The sequence below is a fragment of the Streptomyces sp. DH-12 genome (assembly GCF_002899455.1).
GTDB lineage: Bacteria > Actinomycetota > Actinomycetes > Streptomycetales > Streptomycetaceae > Streptomyces.
Genome location: NZ_PPFB01000001.1, coordinates 4,935,586 through 4,957,285, shown reverse-complemented (window position 1 = coordinate 4,957,285; position 21,700 = coordinate 4,935,586). Strand labels below are relative to the sequence as shown.

16 protein-coding genes and 1 pseudogene are annotated in these 21,700 nt (G+C 75.4%); 10 read left to right on the top strand and 7 right to left on the bottom strand.

Annotated features, from left to right (window positions below; all coding sequences use genetic code 11):
- Positions 1 to 3 precede the first annotated feature (3 nt).
- From C1708_RS21245 to C1708_RS21225, 5 genes are read left to right on the top strand one after another with little or no spacing between them, the layout of a single operon-like run.
- Positions 4 to 1,350, top strand: a complete 1,347-nt coding sequence (locus C1708_RS21245; protein ID WP_106414165.1) for an O-antigen ligase family protein — start codon at positions 4 to 6, stop codon at positions 1,348 to 1,350.
- Positions 1,347 to 3,320 (top strand): murein biosynthesis integral membrane protein MurJ, encoded by a 1,974-nt coding sequence (murJ, locus tag C1708_RS21240; RefSeq protein ID WP_241911300.1) that lies wholly within the window; start codon positions 1,347 to 1,349, stop codon positions 3,318 to 3,320. The genes C1708_RS21245 and murJ overlap by 4 nt, the downstream gene beginning before the upstream one ends.
- Positions 3,304 to 4,071: a polysaccharide deacetylase family protein gene (locus C1708_RS21235; protein WP_106414164.1), complete on the top strand. Its 768-nt coding sequence runs from the start codon at positions 3,304 to 3,306 to the stop codon at positions 4,069 to 4,071. The genes murJ and C1708_RS21235 overlap by 17 nt, the downstream gene beginning before the upstream one ends.
- Before the next feature lies 1 nt (position 4,072).
- Entirely contained in the window at positions 4,073 to 5,227 is a 1,155-nt protein-coding gene (locus C1708_RS21230; protein ID WP_106414163.1) for a glycosyltransferase, read from the top strand.
- Positions 5,224 to 5,874 carry a YveK family protein gene (locus C1708_RS21225; RefSeq protein WP_106414162.1) on the top strand — a complete coding sequence of 217 codons (651 nt, stop codon included), beginning with the start codon at positions 5,224 to 5,226 and terminating at the stop codon, positions 5,872 to 5,874. Before C1708_RS21230 ends, C1708_RS21225 begins: the two co-directional genes overlap by 4 nt.
- Positions 5,875 to 5,906: 32 nt before the next feature.
- Here C1708_RS21225 and C1708_RS21220 read toward each other — a convergent pair whose 3' ends face one another.
- Positions 5,907 to 7,259: a glycoside hydrolase family 26 protein gene (locus C1708_RS21220; RefSeq protein ID WP_198602553.1), complete on the bottom strand. Its 1,353-nt coding sequence runs from the start codon at positions 7,257 to 7,259 to the stop codon at positions 5,907 to 5,909.
- Positions 7,260 to 7,428: 169 nt separating this feature from the next.
- Here C1708_RS21220 and C1708_RS21215 point away from each other — a divergent pair, with 169 nt between their 5' ends.
- Complete coding sequence (locus tag C1708_RS21215) at positions 7,429 to 8,685, top strand: carboxylate--amine ligase (RefSeq protein ID WP_106414161.1); 1,257 nt, start codon at positions 7,429 to 7,431, stop codon at positions 8,683 to 8,685.
- A gap of 2 nt (positions 8,686 to 8,687) precedes the next feature.
- Positions 8,688 to 9,953, top strand: a complete 1,266-nt coding sequence (locus C1708_RS21210; RefSeq protein WP_106416407.1) for an NAD(P)-binding domain-containing protein — start codon at positions 8,688 to 8,690, stop codon at positions 9,951 to 9,953.
- A gap of 99 nt (positions 9,954 to 10,052) precedes the next feature.
- Here C1708_RS21210 and C1708_RS21205 read toward each other — a convergent pair whose 3' ends face one another.
- The 5 genes and pseudogenes from C1708_RS21205 to C1708_RS36145 form a co-directional block, all read right to left on the bottom strand.
- Positions 10,053 to 10,973 carry a chaplin gene (locus C1708_RS21205; protein ID WP_241911299.1) on the bottom strand — a complete coding sequence of 307 codons (921 nt, stop codon included), beginning with the start codon at positions 10,971 to 10,973 and terminating at the stop codon, positions 10,053 to 10,055.
- Positions 10,974 to 11,149: 176 nt separating this feature from the next.
- Positions 11,150 to 12,049, bottom strand: a complete 900-nt coding sequence (locus C1708_RS21200; protein WP_106414159.1) for an ABC transporter permease — start codon at positions 12,047 to 12,049, stop codon at positions 11,150 to 11,152.
- Positions 12,046 to 14,688, bottom strand: coding sequence for an alpha/beta fold hydrolase (locus C1708_RS21195; RefSeq protein WP_106414158.1), 2,643 nt, complete (start codon positions 14,686 to 14,688; stop codon positions 12,046 to 12,048). Before C1708_RS21195 ends, C1708_RS21200 begins: the two co-directional genes overlap by 4 nt.
- Before the next feature lie 133 nt (positions 14,689 to 14,821).
- Positions 14,822 to 16,324 carry a CoA-acylating methylmalonate-semialdehyde dehydrogenase gene (gene mmsA / locus C1708_RS21190; RefSeq protein WP_106414157.1) on the bottom strand — a complete coding sequence of 501 codons (1,503 nt, stop codon included), beginning with the start codon at positions 16,322 to 16,324 and terminating at the stop codon, positions 14,822 to 14,824.
- Positions 16,325 to 16,527: 203 nt separating this feature from the next.
- Positions 16,528 to 16,689 (bottom strand): annotated as a pseudogene (locus tag C1708_RS36145) (5-deoxy-glucuronate isomerase); the annotation flags it as partial.
- A 403-nt stretch (positions 16,690 to 17,092) separates the two neighbouring features.
- On the opposite strand from C1708_RS36145, the gene C1708_RS21180 reads away from it, so the two are divergent.
- On the top strand, positions 17,093 to 17,284 hold the full coding sequence (locus C1708_RS21180; RefSeq protein WP_106414156.1) for a helix-turn-helix transcriptional regulator: 192 nt from the start codon (positions 17,093 to 17,095) through the stop codon (positions 17,282 to 17,284).
- Between the two features lie 66 nt (positions 17,285 to 17,350).
- Here the strand turns inward: C1708_RS21180 and C1708_RS21175 are convergent, their stop codons facing one another.
- The gene (locus C1708_RS21175; protein WP_106414155.1) at positions 17,351 to 18,394 is read right to left on the bottom strand and encodes a zinc-dependent alcohol dehydrogenase family protein; all 1,044 of its coding nucleotides are present in this window, start codon (positions 18,392 to 18,394) and stop codon (positions 17,351 to 17,353) included.
- A 200-nt stretch (positions 18,395 to 18,594) separates the two neighbouring features.
- On the opposite strand from C1708_RS21175, the gene C1708_RS21170 reads away from it, so the two are divergent.
- Positions 18,595 to 18,834, top strand: coding sequence for a heavy-metal-associated domain-containing protein (locus tag C1708_RS21170; RefSeq protein WP_006136275.1), 240 nt, complete (start codon positions 18,595 to 18,597; stop codon positions 18,832 to 18,834).
- Between the two features lie 124 nt (positions 18,835 to 18,958).
- A complete protein-coding gene (locus tag C1708_RS21165) occupies positions 18,959 to 21,223 on the top strand; it encodes a heavy metal translocating P-type ATPase (protein WP_106414154.1) in 2,265 nt (754 codons plus the stop codon).
- The last annotated feature ends 477 nt before the right edge of the window (positions 21,224 to 21,700 follow it).

Genomic DNA, 21,700 nt, shown 5'->3' with positions numbered 1-21,700 from the left:
CAGGTGAGCCACGTCCCCGTACTGCCGCTGCCGCGCCGGGCCGCCCGGCTCGCGCCGGTCCTGCCGCTGGTCGCGGTGGTCGCGCTGCTGGCCCTGCCGGCCACGGGAGACGGCGCGGGACCCGCCGACGTGGTGTCCGCGCTGGTGGTGGGGTACTGCGTGATCCTCCTGCTGCGAGAGCGGCGGCGCCCGCTGTCGCCGCGCGCGGCGGTGGTGCTGGGACTGCCCGTGACGGGGCTCGCGGTCGCCGCCATGGGCGCGGCCTCGCCGGCGGCGGGGCTCGGCGGGATGGCCCGCTACCTGCAGGTGTTCGTGCTGGTCCCGGCGGCCGTGCTGGTGCTGCTGCGCGGCCGGGCCGACTTCCGGGTGCTGGCCTGGTCGTTCGTGGGGCTCGCACTGTGGCAGGGGGCCGTGGGCGTGCACCAGTACGTCACCGCGACCGGCGCCAGCTACCAGGGCGAGACCGTCCGCGCGGTCGGCACCTTCGGGGCGCAGGACGTGATGGGCATGGCCACGGCGGTGGCGCTCGGCGTGGTCTGCGCGACCGGGCTGGCGCTGGGCCGCACCCCGTCGTGGCAGCGTGCGGCGGCCGCCGGATGCGCGGTCGCGCTGATCGTGCCGCTGGCGGTGTCGTTCAGCCGGGGCGCCTGGATCGCGACCGCGCTGGCCTGCGCGGCGCAGCTCGCGCTGGCGGGACTGCGGCGGGCGCTGAAGGTGGGGGCGGCCGTGGTCGCGGCGGGGGTGGTCCTCGTGGGCGGCTTCGGCGTCGGTACGGCGATGCTGCAGGAGCGGATCGACAGCATCACGCAGGTGGCCGACGCGCCGGACCAGTCCGTGGTGGACCGGTACACGCTGTGGGCGTCGGCCGCCGGCATGTGGCGCGACCACCCGCTGACCGGCGTGGGGCTGAAGAACTTCCCCGAGTACCGCGACGGGCACGCCACGCTCGCGCTGTCCTCGGGCAGCGACATCGAGGGCGCCGGGGAGACGTACCACAAGCAGGCGCTGCTCTCCCCGCACAGCATGTACCTGCTGGTGCTCAGCGAGCAGGGTCTGCTCGGCTTCTGCGCGCTGACGGGGAGCTGGCTGGCGCTGCTGGTGTGCGCGGTGCGCACCCTGGTGCGGGCGCGGCGCGACGGGCGCGGTCTCGACTGCGCGCTGATCGCCTGCGGCCTGCTGCTGTGGCAGCTCACCGACTACGTGTACGGCGACATCGGCGGCCCCTCGACCGTCCTGACCGGGGTCGCCCTCGGCCTGACGGCGTGGTGGGGGCTGGCGGAGCACGGCCGGGAGGGCGCGGCCCGCCGGGACGCCGCCCCGGGCCGGGTGGAGGAGGCGGTGGCCCGATGACGTCCCTCCCCGCCCGGCCGGCCGGTACGCCGCCGCTCGGCGCGCCGCCCTCGCTCCCCCTCCCCGGCCCGCCCACGACCGAGACCCCCCGCACGACCCGCACCACCCGCACCCCGGACCCCGGCACGGCGACCGCCGGTCCGGCACGCACGGAACCGACGGCCGCGGCGCACGCGGCACCGGCGGGCGGCGTTCCGTCCGCCGACCCGCCGTCGGCCGGCGCCGCGCCCGGCCCTCGCGCGGAGGGCGGCCGGCCCCGCGGCGGGAGCCGGGTGGTCGCCGCCGTCCCGGCCCGCGCGAAGGCCCGCGCCACCGCCGGTGCGTCCGGCCGCCCCCCGGGCGACCGCGCCGGCGCCGGTCCGAAGGACTCCGGGGAACCCGGTGCCTCCCGCCGCTTCCTCGCCCGCGCCGCGCTCGTCACCGCCGTGCTGTCCATCGCCGGGTCGCTGCTCGGCCTGGTGCGGGACCAGTCGCTGGCCCGGCTGTTCGGGGCGGGCAGCGACACGGACGCCTTCCTCGTCGCGTGGACCGTGCCCGAGATGGCGGCGACGCTGCTGATCGAGGACGGGCTGGCGATCGCGCTGATCCCGGCGTTCAGCATGGCGCTGGCCCGGCGCGCCCGGGGCGTCCCCGGCGACCCGGTGCGCGAGCTGGTCCGGGCCACGCTGCCGCGGCTGTGCCTGGCGTTCGCCGCGGTGGCCGCGCTGGTCGCCGCGGGAGCGCCGTACCTGGTGCGCGTCCTCGCGCCCGGGCTGCCCGACCCCGGGCTCGCCGTGGACTGCACCCGGCTCACCGCGCTCAGCCTGCTGGCCTTCGGGCTCGCCGGGTACTGCAGCGCCGCGCTGCGGGCGCACCGCCGCTTCCTCGCCCCGGCGGCGATCTACGTCGCGTACAACACCGGGATCATCGCGACGATGTTCGCCTTCGGCGACGCGTGGGGGGTGCGCGCGGCCGCGGCCGGGGTCGCGGTGGGCGGCTGTCTGATGGTGGCGGCGCAACTGCCGTCGCTGTGGCGGCAGCTCACCTCCCGCACGCCCGCGCCGGCCGCCGCCGGCGACGGCCCGGCGGACGAGGAGCGGCCGGTGCGGCTGGCGCTGATCGCCGCCGTGCTGCTGTTCGCGCTGTGCCGTCAGTCGCAGGTCCTGGTCGAGCGGTTCCTGGCGTCCTCACTGCCCGCGGGCGCGATCTCGCACCTCAACTACGCGCAGAAGGTCGCCCAGATCCCGATGACGCTGTCGCTGATGGTGTGCACCGTCACCTTCCCGGTGGTGGCGCGGGCGCTCGCCGACGGGGACACCGCGCGGGCCCGCACCCGTGTGCAGCGGGACCTGGTGCTGGCCTCCTGCGTGGTGCTGCTGGGCATGTGCGCGGTGGTCGCCTGCGCCCCGCAGATGATCGGACTCCTCTTCCAGCGCGGGGCGTTCACCGCGTCCGACACCGCCGCGACGGCGGACGTGATGCGGGTGTACGCGCTGGGCCTGCTCGGCCAGACGCTGGTGGGCGCGCTGGTGCGCTGCTACTTCTCGGCGGGCCGCGCCCGCTGGTACCCGCTCGGCGTGATGGGCGTGGGCATCGTCGCCACGTCCCTGATCGGCGCGCTGGCGGTGGGCCGCTGGGGCGTCGCGGGGATCGCCGCGGCCAACGCCGCCGGCATCACCGTCACCGCCGCCCTGCTGCTGACCGGTCTGCGCACCGCCCCCGCCGGGGACGCGCCGGGCCTCACGGTGGGCGTCCGCCGGGTCCTCGCCGACCTCGGCCGGCCCGTCCTCGCGTCCGTCCTGGCCGTCACCGCCGGGGTGTTCGCCGCGGGCCGCTTCTCCTCGCCCGTGGCGTCGCTCGCGGCCGGCTGCCTGGCCGTCACCGCCGTCTTCCTCCCCCTCGCCCTGTCCGCCCTGGGCGTGGGCGCCGCGACCGTGCGGCGCTCCGTCCGTACCGTCACACGAAGGCTCACACATGGCCGCACCCGTTGAACCCCCGCTCGCCGACCGCACCCCGGCGGGCCGCCGCCCGGCGTCCGTCCCCTGGGTGGCGATGTACCACTCGGTGGGCGACTGCTCGGACGACCCGTACCGCATCACGGTCACCCCGGACCGGCTGGAGCACCAGCTGACCTGGCTGCGCCGGCGTGGGCTGCGGGGCGTGTCCGTGGCGGAGCTGCTGGACGCGCGCGCCCGCGGCGAGGGGCAGGACCTGGTCGGTCTGACCTTCGACGACGGCTACACCGACTTCCTCACCGGCGCGCTGCCGCTGCTGCGCCGCTTCCGGTTCAACGCGACCCTGTTCGTGCTGCCGGGACGGCTCGGCGGCGACAACGCCTGGGACCCGCTCGGCCCGCGCAAGCCGCTGCTGACCGCCGACGGCGTCCGGCGTGCCGCCGGGGAGGGCGTGGAGATCGGCTCGCACGGGCTCACCCACGTCGACCTGACCCGCGCCGACGACACCGTGCTCGCCGCCGAGGTGACCGACAGCCGCGCCCGGCTCGCCGAGCTGACCGGCGCTCCGACGGACGGCTTCTGCTACCCGTACGGCACGGTCGACGCGCGCGCCGTCGAAGCCGTGCGCAAGGCCGGTTACCGGTACGCCTGCGCCATCGACCCGGGCCCGCTGACCGGCCCGCACGCCCTGCCGCGGGCGCACGTCGGGCAGAACGACACGGCGTGGCGGCTGCACCTGAAGCTGCGGCTGCACCGCTGGCGCCGCCGCCCGGTGGAGGGCGTGTGAGATGAGGGCGCTGCACATCATCACCGGTCTCGGCGTGGGCGGCGCGGAGCAGCAGCTGCGGCTGCTGCTGCGTCATCTGCCCGTCGACTGCGACGTGGTGACGCTCACCAACCCGGGCCCGGTCGCCGAGGGCCTGCGCGCCGACGGGGTGCGGGTGCTGCACCTGGGCATGGCGGGCAACCGCGACGTGGGCGTGCTGCCGCGCCTGGTCCGGGTGATCCGCTCCGGCGGCTACGACCTGGTCCACACGCATCTGTACCGGGCCTGCGTGTACGGCCGGCCGGCCGCGCGGATGGCGGGCGTGCGGGCGGTCGTGGCGACCGAGCACTCGCTGGGCGACTCCCAGATGGAAGGCCGCGCGCTCACCCAGGGCGTGCGGGCGCTGTACCTGGCGAGCGAGCGGCTCGGCTCGGCGACGGTGGCCGTCTCCCCGACGGTGGCGGACCGGCTGAAGCGCTGGGGGGTGCCGGCCCCGCGGATCGAGGTGGTGCCGAACGGCATCGAGCTGGACCGCTTCCGCTTCGACCCCCGGCGACGGGAGCGCACCCGCCGGCGGCTGGGGCTGCCGGACGGCGCGTTCGTCGTCGGCGGGGTGGGCCGGCTCGCCCCCGGCAAGCGGTTCGACGTGCTGGTGCGGGCCCTCGCCGCGCTTCCGGAGGACTGCTGGCTGCTGCTGGTGGGCGGCGGACCCGAGGAGCACGTGCTGCGCCGCACCGCCCACGAGGCCGGGGTGTCCGGGCGGGTGCTGTTCACCGGGGAACGGCCCGCCGTGCCCGACGGCTCCCCCGGCCCCGACCTGCCCTCGCTCACCTCGGCGATGGACCTCTTCGCGTCCCCGTCCACGGAGGAGGCGTTCGGCCTCGCGGTGGTGGAGGCCCTGGCCGCCGGGCTGCCCGTGCTCTACGGGTCCTGCCCGGCGATCGAGGACCTGCCGCCGGACGCCTCGTCCGGCGCGCGGCGGGTGCGCGGCGGCCCCGAGGCGTACGCCCGCGCGATCGCCGAGGTCCGTGCGGCGGGCCCGGCGCCGCGCACGGCCGCCGAGGCGGCCCGCCACTACAGCATCACCCGCAGCTCCGCCCGCCTCATGGACGTGTACGCGGCCGCCGTGGCCGGCCCGTCCCCGTCCCCCCACGCCAAGGAAGCCCGTCCCTCATGACCGACACCCCGACCCGTCTGCGCCTTCCGTCCCTGGACCGCGTCAGGAGGCTGCCCGCCTGGTCCGCGCTGGTGGCCGGCACGCTTCTCGGCGGCCTGTCCGGCGGCGCGTACGGCCTGCTCACGCCGCCCGAGTACACGGCGACCAGTTACGTCGTGGCCGTCCCGACCGACCAGGCCACCCCGGAGTCCGCGCGGGGTTTCGCGCAGGCGTACGGGCGGGTGGCCACCCAGCTCGCGGTGCTGGGGGACGCGCAGGTGTGGGCCGGTGTGCCGGTGCGCACCCTGCGGGACGGCGTGCGCACGGCGACCTCGCCGGACGCGCCGATGGTGTCCGTCACGGCCGTCTCCGAGCGGCCCGACACGGCCGTCGACATGGCGAACGCGGTGGCGCGGGCGCTGACCCGGCACGCGGAGGACTCCAAGGACAGCACCCGGGTGCGGCTGGTGCAGTTCTCCCGCGCGGTGAAGCCGTCCGCGCCCGCGTCGGCGTCGGCGGCGGTGACCGCCCTGGTCGGCGCGAGCGCGGGCGGGCTGCTCGGCGGGCTCGCGCTGCTGGCCCGGCCCCGCCGCGGCGGCCGGGACGGGGAACCGGCGCCCGCCGCCTCGGTGCCCGGTCCGGCCGCCGCCGCCGACGTGCCGCGGTGACGGCGGTGGTCCCGGCCGGGGCGGGCCCGGCGCTACCGGGAGCGCGACCACCAGTCGAGGCGCAGGCACAGCTTCCCGCCGAGCCAGTGCTCCACCCAGCGTCCGAGGTCCAGCGGCGCGCAGTGGTCCGGCAGCTCCGGTCCCGCGGGCGGCTCGGCGGGCGCCGGGGTCTGCGGGTCCTCGGGCGTGCGGCCGTAGAGGGCGGAACGGAAGACGCGGGAGGACTCCGGGTTGTCGTCGCACTGCCACACGCCGTGCGGGCAGTAGTCGGTCACCGTGTGGTAGAGGGGCCGGTGCCGCTGCATCCAGGCGAGCATGCCGCGCATGTACGCGGGATTGTCGCCGTTGCGGAAAAGCCCCCACTCCGGGTAGGAGATGGGCTTTCCGTGCGCCTTGGCGAAATCGACGTGCGCCTGGAGTCCGTAGGGTTCCTCCACCTGTTCGTCGAAGGACATCCCGGACGGCTGGTCGTAGGAGTCCATTCCGATGATGTCGACGGTGTCGTCGCCGGGATAGCACTGCGTCCACGGCACGGCGTCGCGGCCCCGGTTGGGCGTGAACTCGAACCGGAATTCCTGGCCGGGGACGGAACGCATCGTGGTGACGATGCGGTTCCAGTACTTCTTCCAGTTCTCCGGGTCGGGGCCGCAGCGGTGGGTGTAGGTGATGCCGTTCATCTCCCAGCCGAGCACCAGCACGGTGTCCGGGATCCTCAGCGCGACGAGCCGTTCGGCGAGGGCGCGGAAGTGGTGGTCGAACTCGCCGGCCGCGCCGCGCCGCAGCAGCTCGCGGACCTCCCCGTCGGGCACGCCCGCCTCGTTGCGCTCCTGGAGCGGGACGTTGAGGACGAGCATCCGTGTGTCGTCGGCGTTGCGCCACCGCGCCCACGCCTCGAGGAAGCCGACGTCGCCCTCGATGTCCTTCCAGTGGTTGCCGGGCAGGTAGGTGTGGCCCACGCGCAGTTCCGCGCCGCCGAGCCAGCGGCTGAGCTGCTCCATCCGCTCCACGCCGCGCTCGTCGGAGGCGAGGAACGCGCCGAACGGCGGCACGCCCTCCGCGGGGGCGGGCGTGGACGGAGGGGCGACCGCCGGCGGCCGCACCTCCGGGACGGCGGGGACGGCGGGCGCGGGGAGGTAGGGCACGGACACGGCGGGGACGCCGACGTCGGGCGTGGGGAAGGCCGGCGCGGCGGGCCCGGCGGCCGGTGCGGGCTGTGCTCCGGCGGCCGGTGCGGGACGCCCGGTGGGGCCCGGCGACGCGGCCCCGGTGTCGTCCGTGGGCGCCGCCCCGGCCGCGGGACCCGCCGCCAGGGCGGCCGTCACCACGACCGCCGCCGCGCCCACGGCCAGGGCACGGGCCCGGACCCGCCTGTGCTGTGGGGCCATTGGCTGCTCCTCTTCTCGCTCGCGTCCGTCTGCTGCTCAATGCCTCGGTGTTGACGAACAGTCATATGAAGTCAGCCATACGACATACGACAGTGCCACTGTCGCTGCGGCTTTCGAGTGCCGTTCTCCCCCGTGTGGGGGAGACGGCGCCAGAAGAAAGTGAGAATGCGTGTCCTTGCTTGACACCCGGGTTCCCGCGGTTGTGCTGCGGATCGACCGGAATCCCTTTCACCACGGAACACTGGGCGCCGTCCGGTCGCTCGGCCGGGCGGGGGTGGACGTGCATGTCGTCGCCGACTGCACGAAAAGTCCCGTGGCCCGGTCGCGGTTCGTGCGCCGGCTGCACACCCCGCCGCCCCCGGACGCGTCCGCGGAGGAGATCCTCGCCGTGCTGCGCCGCGTGGCCGGGCAGGTGGGACGCCCGGCGGTGCTGGTGCCGATGGACGACGCCACCGCGATCGCCGCGGCCCGGCTGCGCGAGGAGCTGGCCCCCTCCTACCTGCTGCCGGTGATGCCGCCGGCGCTGGCCGAACGCGTCGCGGACAAGGCCGGACTGGCCGGTGTGTGCGCCTCCGTGGGCGTGCCGCACCCGCGCACGCTGGTCCCGGACACCCCGGCGCGGGCCGCCGAGGACGCGCTGCGGCTCGGGCTGCCCGTGGTCGCCAAGTGGAGCCGGCCCTGGCTGCTCCCGGCGGGCTCCGGGCTGCGCAGCACACAGGTGCTGCGCACGGCCCGCGAGGCGCGGGAACTGCACGCGCGCACCGCGGAGGCGGGCAGCCCGCTGCTGCTCCAGGCGTACCTGCCGCCCGGCACGGACCGGGACTGGTTCTTCCACGGCTACGCCGACCGCACCGGGACGGTGCGGGCGGGCGGGCCGGGCCGCAAGCACCTGTCCTGGCCGCGCGGGGCGGGACTGACCGCGGTGGGCCGCTGGACGCCCAACTCGGAGGTGTCCGCGCTCGCCGAGCGGCTCACCGGCGAGCTGGGCTACCGGGGCGTCTTCGACCTGGACTTCCGCCGCTGCGGCACCACCGGCCGCTACCACCTCCTCGACTTCAACCCGCGCCCCGGCGCCCAGTTCCGGCTGTTCGCCGACAGCGCGGGCCTGGACGTCGTACGGGCGCTGCACGCGGACCTGACGGGGCGTCCGCTGTCCGGCGGCGATCCGGTGGCCGGCAGGGCGTTCGTGGTGGAGAACTACGCGCCCCTCGCCGCGCTGCGTCCCGCGCCCGGCGGGCGTGAACTGGCCTGGTACGCGGGCGACGACCGCGCCCCGGGCTGGGCGATGTGGGCCCTGTGGGTCCGTCATGTGTCCGGCCGGCTGCGCCGGCGCCTGGGCGCCGCGGCCGAGGTGCCGGCGCAGCGCCCGGCGCCCCGGGCGGACACGCCCTCCCTGACGACCGACAACGAGAAAGCGAGCAGCTGATGATGTACGACCTCCTGGTGGTGGGCGCGGGTCCGTACGGTCTGTCGATCGCGTCGCACGCGGCGGCCGCCGGACTGAACCTGCGTGTCCTCGGCCGGCCCATGGCGTCCTGGCGGGACCACATGCCGGCCGGGATGTTCCTGAAGTCGGAGCCGTGGGCGTCCAACCTGTCCGACCCGGCCGGACGCTGGCGGCTGGACGCGTACTGCGCCGAGCGGGGCCTGACCGCGCGTCACGCGCAGCCGATCCCGGTGGCGGACTTCGCCTCGTACGGGCTGTGGTTCGCGCGCCACGCCGTGCCGGAGGTGGACGAGCGGCTGATCGCGCGGGTGTCGTCGGGCCCGGAGGGCTTCAGCGCGGTCGCCGAGGACGGGGAGGTGCTGCACGCGCGGACGGTGGCGCTGGCGGTGGGCGTGATGCCGTTCATCGAGGTGCCGGCGGCGCTGCGCGGGCTGCACCCGACGCTGGTGACGCACAGCAGCCACCACAGCGACCTGGGTCCCTTCCAGGGCAAGGACGTCACGGTGATCGGCGGCGGGCAGGCGGCGCTGGAGACGGCGGCGCTGCTGGCGGAGCAGGGCACGCGGGTGCGGGTGCTGGCGCGGGCGGAGCGGCTGCGCTGGAACGACGTGCCGCCGCCGTGGGAGCGGCCGTGGTGGCAGTCGCTGCGCTCCCCGCACAGCGGTCTGGGGCCGGGCTGGCGGAACTGGTTCTACTCGGAGCGGCCGGGGCTGTTCCGGCGGCTGCCGGAGGCGACCCGGACCCGGATCGCGGCGACGGCGCTGGGTCCGGCGGGCGCCTGGTGGGTGCGGGAGCGGGTGGAGCGCGCGGTGGACCTGCTGCCGGGCCACGAGGTGACCGCGGCGGCCGCGGTGCCGGGCGGGCTGCGGCTGGAGCTGGCCGACCGGACGGGCGCGCGGCGCACCCTGGAGACCGAGCACGTCATCGCCGCCACCGGCTTCAAGGCGCACCGTGACCGGCTGGGGCTGCTGTCGGCGGAGCTGCGCGGCGCGATGACGGCGCTGCCCGACGGGTCCCCGGTGGTCGGCCGGGGCTTCGAGTCGTCCTACCCCGGCCTGTTCCTGGCGGGTCTGGTGACGGCGCCCGGGTTCGGTCCGGCGATGCGGTTCGTGCACGGGGCGACGTTCACGGCGTCGACGCTGGTGCAGGGGGTGCGCAGGCGGCTGCGGGCGGCCCCGGCGCGCGGGACCGTGCCGGTGCCCGCGGGCGCCGGCCGCGGCGGCGCGCCGGCCCCGGTGCGCGGCTGACGGCCGGTGTCACGAAGCGTCCCCCGGACCAGGAGGTCCGGGGGACGCTTCGTGGGGGTGTGGATGCCGGGTGGGGTGGGTCCGGCATCCGCGGAGCTGTCAGCGGCGGGCGCCGACGCGGCCGCGGCGGTACAGCACGGCCCCGCCGGTGAGCAGCGCGGCACCGGCGGCGGAGGCGGCCATCAGGCCGTCGGTGCCGGTCTCCGCGAGGTGCGGCGGGCTGTCCGGCGTGTCGACGGCCGGCGGCTCGACGTGCTTCGGCGGCGTCACGGCCTTGGCGGGCGGCTCGGGCTTGTCCTTCTCCGGCGTCTTCTCCGGCTCCTTCTCCTCGTGGCCGGACTCGTTGACGCAGGTGTTGCCGGAGGCGTCGTTGAACAGGCCGACGAGGTTGACGCTGTTGCCACACGCGTTCAGCGACAGGTCGACGGGCGCCTGGATGACGTTGCCGGAGAGCACGCCGGGCGATCCCTTGGCGGCGCCGACCGCGTGGGCCCCGCCGCTCTCGGCGTGCGAGACGCCCGAGGCGGTCTCGTGGCGGGAGTGCGCCGAGCGGTCCGGGCGGTCCGAGGACTTGCCGCCGTGCGAGCCCTCCGAGACGTTGGCGCAGGTGTTGTCGGAGGCGCTGTTGAGCCCGCCGACGACGGTGACGTTGTTGCCGCAGGCGTTCACGGGGGCGTGGACGGGCGCCTGCACGTTGTTCCCGGACAGCACACCGGGCGAGCCCTCGGCGCCGCCGGCCGCGTGGGCCCCGCCGGCCGACTCGCCGTGGCCGCCGGACTCGTTGACGCACGTGTTGCCGGACGCGCTGTTGAGAGCCCCCACGGCGGTGACGGTGTTGCCGCAGGCGTTCACGGGGGCATGGACGGGCGCCTGCACATTGTTCCCGGACAGCACACCGGGAGAATCCTCGGCACCGCCCCCCGCGAACGAGTCGGCGAGGGCGGGGGTTCCGTACAGGGACAGAATGCCCGTGGCGGCAGCGGCCGCCGTGAACACTCCCCTGCTCAGGGTCTGTCGCAATGTGGTTGTCTTCCTGCTTGAAGATGGGAGGCCGGCCCCGGCATGAGAGAGGCGGCCGAGGCCGCGCGTCACGGCCCCGGCTGCTCTGTGGCCTGTCTCCCTCTCCAACCCCGCTGCGGGGAATCGGTTGCGCAGATTCACCCGGTTGGCCCGCGTGACGGTCACGCGGGAGCAGGTCAGGACACCACGTCCTTGCGCGCGAACCCCCGGAACGCCAGTGCGAACAGCACGAGCGCGTACGTCACGGACACCGACGCGCCCTGGATCATGCCGGACCACTCCGGGGTGGGCTGGACGGCGTCCGCCCAGGCGAACTGCCAGTGAGCCGGCAGGAAGTGCCGCCAGTCGCCGAGGGCGGTCACGGCGTCCAGGACGTTGCCGACGATGGTCAGGCCGACGGCGCCGCCGACCGCGCCCAGCGGGGCGTCGGTGCGGGTGGACAGCCAGAACGCCAGTCCGGCGGTGACCAGCTGCGACACGAAGAGGTACGCGACGACCACCGCGAGCCGCCCGGCGGCGGTGGCGGGGTCGAGCGTGCCGCCGGTCGGGATGTGCAGCGGGCCCCAGCCGTAGGCGACGGCGCCGACGGCGAGCGCCACCACCGGCAGCAGCACCATCGCGGCGAGACTGAGCCCCAGTCCGACGATCAGCTTGGACCACAGCAGCCGCATCCGGGGCACGGGCGCCGCGAGCAGGTAGCGCAGGGAGGACCAGCCGGCCTCCGAGGCGACGGTGTCCCCGCAGAACAGGGCGACCGGGATGACCAGCAGGAAGCCCGCCGACACGAAGAGGTTGACGGCGGCGAAGTTGGCCCCGGACGCGGTGGCCGTGTCCATCAGGTTCACCCGGCCGCCGGGGCGGTCCGGCTCCCCGCCGATCGCGAAGGCGATCACCAGTACGAACGGCAGCACGGCGAGGACCGCGCCCATGACGAGGGTGCGCCGCCGCTTGAGCTGGCGGACCAGCTCGACCCGCAGCGGCAGGGTGCGGCCGGCACGGTAGCCGTCGGCGGTCTCGGCGGGTGCGGGCGGCCCGGAGGTCCCGGACTGCTCGGCCCGCTCGGCGAGCGCGCTCATGCGGAACCTCCGATCAGGGTGAGGAAGGCGTCCTCGAGGCGGCGGTGGGGGCCCACCGACGTCACGGGCACCTCCAGCCGGACGAGTTCCGCGATCAGCCGGGGGGCGGTGCCGTCGGCGCCGAGCCGGACCAGCAGTCCCTCGTCGGTGCGGACGGCGGAGGCGACGCCGGGCAGCGCGGCGACCTTCTCGGCGAGCGGCTCCTCGACGGGCGTGACGGTGCCGACGAGGAGGGTGTCGCCGGAGCCGATGATGTCGTGCACCGGTCCGGCCTGCACCAGCCGGCCGCGGTCCATGACGACGAGGTGGGTGCAGGACTGCTCGACCTCCGCCAGCAGGTGGCTGGAGACGATCACCGTGCGTCCGGCGGCCGCGTACCGGATCATCACCTCGCGCATCTCGCGGATCTGCGGCGGGTCGAGGCCGTTGGTCGGTTCGTCGAGGATCAGCAGGTCCGGCAGGCCGAGCATGGCCTGGGCGATGGCGAGCCGCTGGCGCATGCCCTGCGAGTAGGTGCGCACCGCGCGGGCGAGGGCATCGCCGAGGCCGGCGATCTCCAGGGCCTCGTCGAGGTGGGCGTCCCCGGGCGGGCGGCCGGTGGCGGCCCAGTACAGCTCCAGGTTCTCCCGGCCGGACAGGTGCGGCAGGAAGCCCGCGCCCTCGACGAAGGCGCCGACCCGGGAGAGCACGGGGGCGCCGGGGCGGACGGCGTGGCCGAACACCCGGATCTCGCCGTCGTCGGGCTTGATGAGGCCCATCAGCATGCGCAGGGTGGTGGTCTTGCCGGCGCCGTTGGGCCCGAGCAGGCCGAGCACCTGGCCCTTCTCCACCCGGAACGACAGGTCCCGCACGGCGTACCGGTCGACGGAGCGGGCGTACCGCTTGCTCAGGCCGGTGATCTGGAGCGGTACGTCGGCCAGGTCCGGATCGGGGGCCGGGGCGGCGGTGCGGCGGCCGGTGAGCAGCAGCGCGAGCGCGACGGCCGCGCCGGCGACCGGCAGCCACACCACCCACGCGGGCAGCGGGGCCGCGGCGGTGGTCACGCCGGGGGCGGTGGGCACCGTGAGGTCGCTCCTCAGGGACACGGTGTACGTCGCCGGGGCGGCCGGGGAGGCGTGGGCGAGGTCGGTGGAGGCGAGGACCAGGCGCAGCCGGTGGCCCTCGCGGACCTCGTGGTCGACGGCCGGGAGGGTGAGCCGCACGTCCTTCCCGGCGCGGGCGCCCTCGACGCGGACCGGGGTGACGAGCTGGGAGGGCAGCACCTGCTGCCGGCCGTCCGGGCCGACGTCGTAGACCTTGGCGAAGAGGACGGCGTCGTCGCTGGTGGACCTGACCCGCACGGTGACGGCCGGGGAGCCGGTGATGCGCAGGTCGCGGGCGACGGGGGCGGACTCGAAGCGGGCGTGCTGGCCCGGGAAGTCCAGGGAGACGCCGACGCCGAGGGAGGAGAGCTGGGAGAGGCCGCCGGCGCCGCCGATGCCGGGCAGCGCGGACACGGCGGGCGGGCTGGCGCCGGCCGGGTTGGCGAAGCTCTGCTCGCGGCCGGTGAGCTTCACGGAGCGGCCGCCGCCGCGCAGGCCCGGGTAGGCGTCGGCGCTCGCGCCGCGCAGCTGGGCCCGGCCGTCGGTGGAGTCGACGCCCCCGGTGCGGGTGACGCGGAAGGCGGGGCCGGTGTCGGCGTTCTCGTCGCCCTTGAGGTACCGGTCGAACCAGGCGCGGACGCGCTCGTGCAGACGGTCGGTCTCGGGGTCGCCGCCGTCGTGCCCGCCGGCGAGCCAGTCGACGCCGACGGGGGCGCCGTTGGCGCGGATCGCGCGTGCGGCGGCGTCGGCCTGGCCGAGCGGGAACAGCGAGTCGGTCTGCCCCTGCATCAGCAGGGTGGGCACGTCGATGCGGTCCGCGACGGCGGCCGGCGAGCGTGCTTCGAGAAGGGCCCGCGCCCGCTCGTCGGGCACGCCGGACTCGGCGACCCGCTCGTACATGGCGCACAGCTCGGGCTCGAAGCGGGCGCAGCCGCCGCCGGAGGTGACGAAGGCGCCCGCCCACAGCTTCTTGAACACGCCGCCCGGGAACAGGGCCTCGGCGAGGTCGAAGTAGGTGATGGCCGGGGCGATGGCGTCGATCCGGTCGTCGTGTCCCGCGCCGAGCAGGGCGACGGCCCCGCCGTAGGAGTTGCCGGCCATGCCCACGCGGGGGTCGCCGTCCTGGTCGAGGCGGACCTCGGGCCGCGTGGCCAGCCAGTCGACGAGCCGGGAGACGTCGGCGACCTCGCCCTCGGGGTCGTTCAGCCCGATCTTCCCGGTGGACCCGCCGAAGCCGCGCGCGGACCAGGTGAGGACGGCGTACCCGTCGCGGGCGAGGTCCTCGGCCTGTTCCCGGACGTCCTCCTTGCTGCCGCCGAAGCCGTGGCCGAGCAGCACGGCGGGACGCCGCCCGTCGGGTCCGGCGGTGAAGTAGGAGGTGTCGATGCGCACCCCGTCGTCCGTGGTCATGACGCGGTCGGCGCGGCGCACGGAGGGCTCGGCGTCGGAGGCGACGGCGGTCCAGGTGCCGGCCCCCGCGAGCACGACGACGGCGGCCGCGGCGGCGAGGGCACGCCGGGGCCGCGGCCGCCCGAGGCCGGGCAGTCGAAGATCCATGCGTCAACCGTACGGGGTCCGCCTGTCGGTCCGGTGTCGACCGCGGACCGAACCGTGTGACCTCCCGGGGGTGTACGCGGGTGTGGCCGTGTACCGCGTCCGCGGTACACGGCCACACGCCCCCTGAGCGGGCTCAGTGGTTGCGGGGGAAGCCCAGGTCGACGCCGGCCGGGGCGTCCGCCGGGTCGGGCCAGCGGGTGGTGACGACCTTGCCGCGGGTGTAGAAGTGCGTGCCGTCGTTGCCGTAGATGTGGTGGTCGCCGAAGAGGGAGTCCTTCCAGCCGCCGAAGGAGTGGTAGCCCACGGGGACCGGGATCGGGACGTTGACGCCGACCATGCCGGCCTCGACCTCGAGCTGGAAGCGGCGGGCGGCGCCGCCGTCCCGGGTGAAGACGGCGGCGCCGTTGCCGAACGGCGAGGCGTTGATGAGGTCCAGGGCCTCCTCGTACGTGCCGGCGCGCAGCACGCACAGGACGGGGCCGAAGATCTCGTCCTGGTAGGCCTTGGCGGTCGTCGGCACCTTGTCGAGCAGGGAGATGCCGATCCAGTGGCCGTTCTCGTAGCCGTCGACGGTGTACCCGGTGCCGTCCAGGACGACTTCGGCGCCCTCGTCGGCCGCGCCGGCGACGTAGGAGGCGACCTTGTCGCGGTGGGTCGCGGTGATCAGCGGGCCCATCTCGGAGGTGGGGTCGTCGCCGGGGCCGATCTTGATCTTCTCGGCGCGCTCGCGGATCTTCTCCACCAGCTCGTCGCCGATCGCGCCGACGGCGACGACCGCGGAGACGGCCATGCAGCGCTCGCCGGCCGATCCGTAGGCGGCGGACACGGCGGCGTCGGCGGCCGCGTCGAGGTCGGCGTCGGGCAGCACCAGCATGTGGTTCTTGGCGCCGCCGAGGGCCTGCACGCGCTTGCCGTTGGCGGAGGCGGTGGTGTGGATGTGACGGGCGATGGGCGTGGAGCCGACGAAGGACACGGCCTTGACGTCCGGGTGCTCCAGGAGGCGGTCGACGGCCGCCTTGTCGCCGTGCACCACGTTGAACACGCCCTCGGGCAGTCCGGCCTCGGCGAGCAGCTCGGCGAGGCGGACGGAGGCGGACGGGTCCTTCTCGCTGGGCTTGAGCACGAAGGTGTTGCCGCAGGCGATGGCGAGGGGGAACATCCACATCGGCACCATCGCCGGGAAGTTGAACGGGGTGATGCCGGCGACCACGCCGAGCGGCTGACGGATGGACGCCACGTCCACGCGGCTGGCCACCTGGGTGGACAGCTCGCCCTTGAGCTGGACGTTGATGCCGCAGGCCAGGTCGACGATCTCCAGGCCGCGCGCGACCTCGCCGAGGGCGTCGGAGTGCACCTTGCCGTGCTCGGCGGTGATCAGCTCGGCGATCTCGTCGCGGTGGGCGTCGAGCAGCGCGCGGAACCTGAACAGGATCGAGGTGCGCTGGGCGAGGGAGGACTGCCCCCAGGTCCGGAACGCCTCCTTGGCGGCGGCGACCGCGGCGTCGACCTCCTCGACGGAGGCGAAGGCGACCTTGGTGGTGACCTCGCCGGTCGCCGGGTTCGTCACCGGGCCGTAGGTTCCCGAGGCGCCTTCGGCGGTCTTGCCGCCGATCCAGTGGTTGACGATCTTCGTCATGACCGAGAACTCCTTCGCAGAGGGCGGCGTCGGGTGGAGACGTGCCGTTCGTACAGCTCATGGGGCGGTGCCGCGGGCGGGCGCGCCGCGGCGACGGCCACGGCCCCATCCCACCAGTGACGGGGCGCCGGGCGGGCCCGACACTGTGTCGGCCGTTCGGGCCCCCGAGTGGACACATGGGTCCTGGGGGCGGGCGTCCGGGACGGAACCTCCGGCGCGGGGCCGCGGCGGGCGGGGAGTCGTCGCTCGCACCTCGCTCCTGCCAAAGCGAGGCGGCCTCCCGCGCCGGAGGCGATCTGTGACGGGGCGACGCCATGGGCGCCCCGACGGCCGGAAAGCGCCCGGCGGCGGTGGAGGCTCGCCATGACGCTCCCTTCGCACGTCTCGTCCGCCCTGCGGGGTCCGAGGGCTCTCCCGAGTTCTAGCCCCGCGCGCGAAGCCCTGTCAATGTTTTGTCCGGACATTCGGACGAGAATGTCACCGCCACCACCGGAAAAGCGGCCGGACCGGTGGGGAAGGACGCCGCGGACGTCAATGCGCCCCGCCGGTGTGCCGGAGTGCGCCTGTGCGTCACTCCTGTCACAAATGCACCGGTCGCGTCACGGATGTCACACGCGGGCGGCCCTTCCGTCACACCCGCGCACGCGCCCTCCCGGTGAGCGGACCGGCTCGTCCTCCCGCACCACGCTTGTCGATCGCCAGCGCACGCCCGGCTCCCCCTGACGGCCGCCCCGGCCGCCGCCGTGGCGCGCGCGGGGAGGTGCACACATGACCGAGCTGTGGTCGTACAAGGACATCGCGGCCCACATCAAGGTGCAACCGGACACCGTGCGTTCCTACCGCAAGCACGGCCTGCTGCCGCCGCCGGACCGGGTGGAGAGCGGGAAGCCCTACTGGCTCCCCGACACGGTCCGCCGCTGGGCCGCCGCACGCCCCGGCAACCGGAACCGCCGGGGCTGAGCACGCGCACGCACGACGCCGTGCCCTCGCATCGACCGTGCGGGGGCACGGCGTCCGTGCGCGTGCTCAGCTCCAGGGCTCGATCACGGTGACCCCGGCTCCCGGGGCGTCGTCCATCGCGGCGAGCGCCGCGGGGACCGCGTCCAGGCCGATCACAGAGGTGACCAGCAGGTCGGGGCGGAGCACCCCGGCGCGCACCAGATCGAGCATCGGCGGGTAGGCGTGCGCGGCCATGCCGTGGCTGCCGTGGATCTCCAGCTCCAGCGCGACGGCGCGGGCCATGGGCACGGGGGTCGTGCCCGTCTCGGAGGGGAGCAGGCCCACCTGCACGTGCCGGCCCCGCCTGCGCAGGCCGTTCACCGAGGCGGCGCAGGTGGCGGGCGCGCCCAGGGCGTCCAGGGAGAGGTGGGCGCCGCCGCCGGTCAGCTCGCGGACCGCGCCGGCCGTGTCGGTCGCCGCCGAGGCGTCCACGCACTCCGCCGCGCCGAACCGCCGGGCCAGAGCGAGGGCGCCCGGTGACACGTCGACCGCGACGACCCGCGCGCCGGCCGCCGCCGCGATCATCACCGCGGACAGGCCGACGCCCCCGCAGCCGTGCACCGCCACCCACTCCCCCGCCGCGACCCGGCCCCGCTGCACCACGGCCCGGTAGGCGGTGGCGAACCGGCAGCCGAGGGAGGCGGCCGTGGCGTACGCCATGCCGTCGGGCACGGCGACCAGGTTCACGTCGGCGTGGTCGAGGGCCACGTACTGGGCGAAGGAGCCCCAGTGGGTGAAGCCGGGCTGGGTCTGGCGCTCGCACACCTGCTGGTCGCCGGCCGCGCAGGCGGGGCAGGAGCCGCAGGCGCAGACGAACGGCACGGTGACCCGGTCCCCCGCGCGCCAGCGGGTGACCCGGGCGCCGGCCGCCTCGACGACTCCGGCGAGTTCGTGCCCGGGGACGTGCGGGAGGGCGATGTCCGGGTCGTGGCCCCGCCAGGCGTGCCAGTCGCTGCGGCACAGGCCGGTGGCCTCCACGCGGACCACCACCCCGTGCTCCGCCGGTTCCGGGTCCGCGACCTCGCGCACCTCGGCCGGTTCCCCGTACCGCTCGAACACCACCGCTCGCATGCCAGGTCCCGCCTTCCGGTGATCGCCGCTGTCGCCGGAACGCTATCCCCGGGCCGTCGCACCCCGGCGCGCGGGCCGCTCCGTTCCCGTGCGCCCTGTCCCGGATTGATACCCCCTAGGGGTATAGTGTGAGGGAGACGGGGTCCTCAGCGGCCCCGGCGACCCCCTGCACACCCCCACGTCCCGACGAGGAGAACGACATGACGTCCCAGACCGACACCCAGGGTTCCGTCACCACCGTCTACAAGGTGACCGGGATGAGCTGCGGGCACTGCGAGGGCGCCGTCTCCGGCGAGATCTCGCAGCTCCCCGGCGTCAGCTCGGTGACGGCCGTCGCCTCCTCCGGCGAGGTGACCGTGGTCTCCGCGGCCCCGCTCGACGAGGCCGCCGTGCGCGCCGCCGTCGACGAGGCCGGCTTCGAGCTGGCCGGCACGGTCTGACCCGGGGCCGTCCCCCGAGGCACCCCACGCGGCGTGAACCGGGCCGTGCCGGCCACCCGGAGGACCGGTCCCTCCGGCCCGGCCCGCCGCCGCCCCGCATCCCGGACGTCCCTGGAGCACGGACATGACCAGCACCACCGCCCCCGAGGCGCCGACCGCCGCCGGGCAGCCGGCCCTCTCCGAGGTCGAACTGCTCATCGGCGGAATGACCTGCGCCTCCTGCGCGGCCCGTGTCGAGAAGAAGCTCAACCGCATGGAGGGCGTCACCGCCACGGTGAACTACGCGACCGAGAAGGCCCGGATCACGTATCCGCCGGGCGTCGGGGTCGCCGACCTGATCACCACGGTGGTGAAGACCGGTTACACCGCCGAGGAACCGGCGCCCGAGCGGCAGGACGAGCAGGAGACGGCCTCCGAGGCCGACCCCGGGACGGCCGCCCTGCGCACCCGGCTGATCGTTTCCGCGCTGCTCTCCCTGCCGGTGGTGCTGCTGGCGATGGTTCCGCCCCTGCAGTTCGACCACTGGCAGTGGCTCTCCCTGACCCTCGCCGCGCCGGTCGTGGTGTGGGGCGCGGCGCCGTTCCACCGGGCCGCCTGGACCAACCTGCGGCACGGCGCGGCCACCATGGACACCCTGGTGTCGGTGGGCACGCTGGCCGCGTTCGGCTGGTCGCTGTGGGCGCTGTTCCTCGGTGACGCGGGCGCGCCGGGCATGCGGCACCCCTTCGAACTCACCGTGTCCCGCACCGACGGGGCCTCCGCCCTCTATCTGGAGGTCGCCGCCGGCGTCACCGCGTTCCTCCTGCTCGGCCGCTATCTGGAGGACCGCTCCAAGCGCCGTGCGGGCGCCGCGCTGCGGGCGCTGATGGAGCTGGGCGCCAAGGACGTGACCGTGCTGCGGGACGGCCGCGAGGCGCGGGTCCCGGCCGAGCGGCTGGTTGTGGGCGACCGGTTCGTGGTCCGCCCCGGCGAGAAGATCGCCACGGACGGCACGGTCGTCGAGGGTTCCTCCGCCGTGGACGCGTCCATGCTGACCGGCGAGTCCGTGCCGGTGGACGTGACCGTCGGCGACACCGTCACCGGCGCCACCGTCAACGCGGCCGGCCGGCTCGTCGTCGAGGCCACCCGGATCGGCTCGGACACGCAGCTCGCGCGGATGGCGAAGCTGGTGGAGGACGCGCAGACCGGCAAGGCGCAGGTGCAGCGCCTCGCCGACCGGATCGCCGGGGTGTTCGTGCCCGTGGTGCTGCTCATCGCGGCCGCCACCTTCGGACTGTGGCTGGGCAACACCGGCGACACCGTCGCCGCGTTCACCGCGGCCGTCGCCGTGCTGATCATCGCCTGTCCGTGCGCCCTCGGGCTGGCCACGCCGACCGCGCTGATGGTCGGCACCGGGCGGGGCGCCCAGCTCGGCATCCTCATCAAGGGCCCCGAGGTGCTGGAGTCCACCCGGCGCGTGGACACCGTCGTCCTGGACAAGACCGGGACCGTCACCACCGGCCGGATGTCCCTGCGCGCGGTGCACGCCGCCGAGGGCACCGACGAACGGGAGCTGCTGCGGCTCGCGGGCGCCCTGGAGCACGCCTCCGAGCACCCGGTGGCCCGCGCGGTCGCCGCCGGCGCGCAGGAGCGGGTCGGCGCGCTGCCCCGGGCCGAGCGGTTCGAGAACGTGCCGGGCCGGGGGGTGCGCGGGCGCGTGGAGGGCCGCGAGGTGGCCGTGGGGCGGCTGTCCGAGGTGTTCGGGGAGCTGCCGCCGGAGCTGGCGCGGGCCAAGGAGGAGGCCGAGCGGGCCGGGCACACGGCGGTGGTGGCCGGCTGGGACGGGGCGGCACGCGGTGTTCTCGCCGTCGCCGACACGGTGAAGGAGACCAGCGCCGAAGCGGTCCGCGCACTGCGGGCGCTGGGGCTCACGCCGGTGCTGCTCACGGGCGACAACCGGGCGGTGGCCGAGGCGGTGGCGCGCACCGTCGGCATCGACGAGGACCGGGTGATCGCCGAGGTGCTGCCCGAGGACAAGGCCGACGTGGTGCGGCGGCTCCAGGAGGAGGGGCACAGCGTCGCCATGGTCGGTGACGGCGTCAACGACGCGGCCGCGCTGGCCGTCGCCGACCTGGGGCTCGCCCTGGGCACCGGCACGGACGCGGCGATCGAGGCGGGCGACCTGACCCTGGTCCGCGGCGACCTGAGAGTGGCGGCGGACGCGATACGGCTGTCCCGGCGCACCCTCTCCACGATCAAGGGCAACCTCGTGTGGGCGTTCGGCTACAACGTGGCCGCGCTGCCGCTGGCCGCGGCGGGACTGCTGAACCCGATGATCGCCGGGGCCGCGATGGCGTTCTCGTCGGTGTTCGTGGTGACCAACAGTCTGCGGCTGCGGTCGTTTCATTGAGGTCTCGAGTTGGGCGGGCCCCCTGGAGTCCGGTAAGACCCTCACATAAGCTCTTCACAAGCCTCGCGCATCCTCCTTACGCTTGGGCCTCGTGAGAGATTTGCGGGCTCCTGCGCACTGTGGGGAGATATGCAAGAGACGCAGATCACAGTGATCTGAACGTAACCATCGAAGGGGTTCGAAGGTCTAAGTTGGCGATGTCGGGCAGCGTCTTGGGGGGCGCTTCCCGGCATCTGGAGATGTCTTGGGGGACTTCTCCGGAGATTGCGTTGCCGGGGCACGCGCCCAGGGAAGCTTTGAGCGGCCCTCCCGACGTGCGATGTCCCGGCAGACCGCACACCGACGAGTGCGACGGGTTCAGGTCCGTCGTGCTCACACAGCGATTCAGGCGCTGTCCTCACAAGCGCCCGGCCGGATCCCGTGGGGGGAATCCGCACCGGGACATGGGAAGGCGCCCTGGTTCGTCGGCCCGTGGGG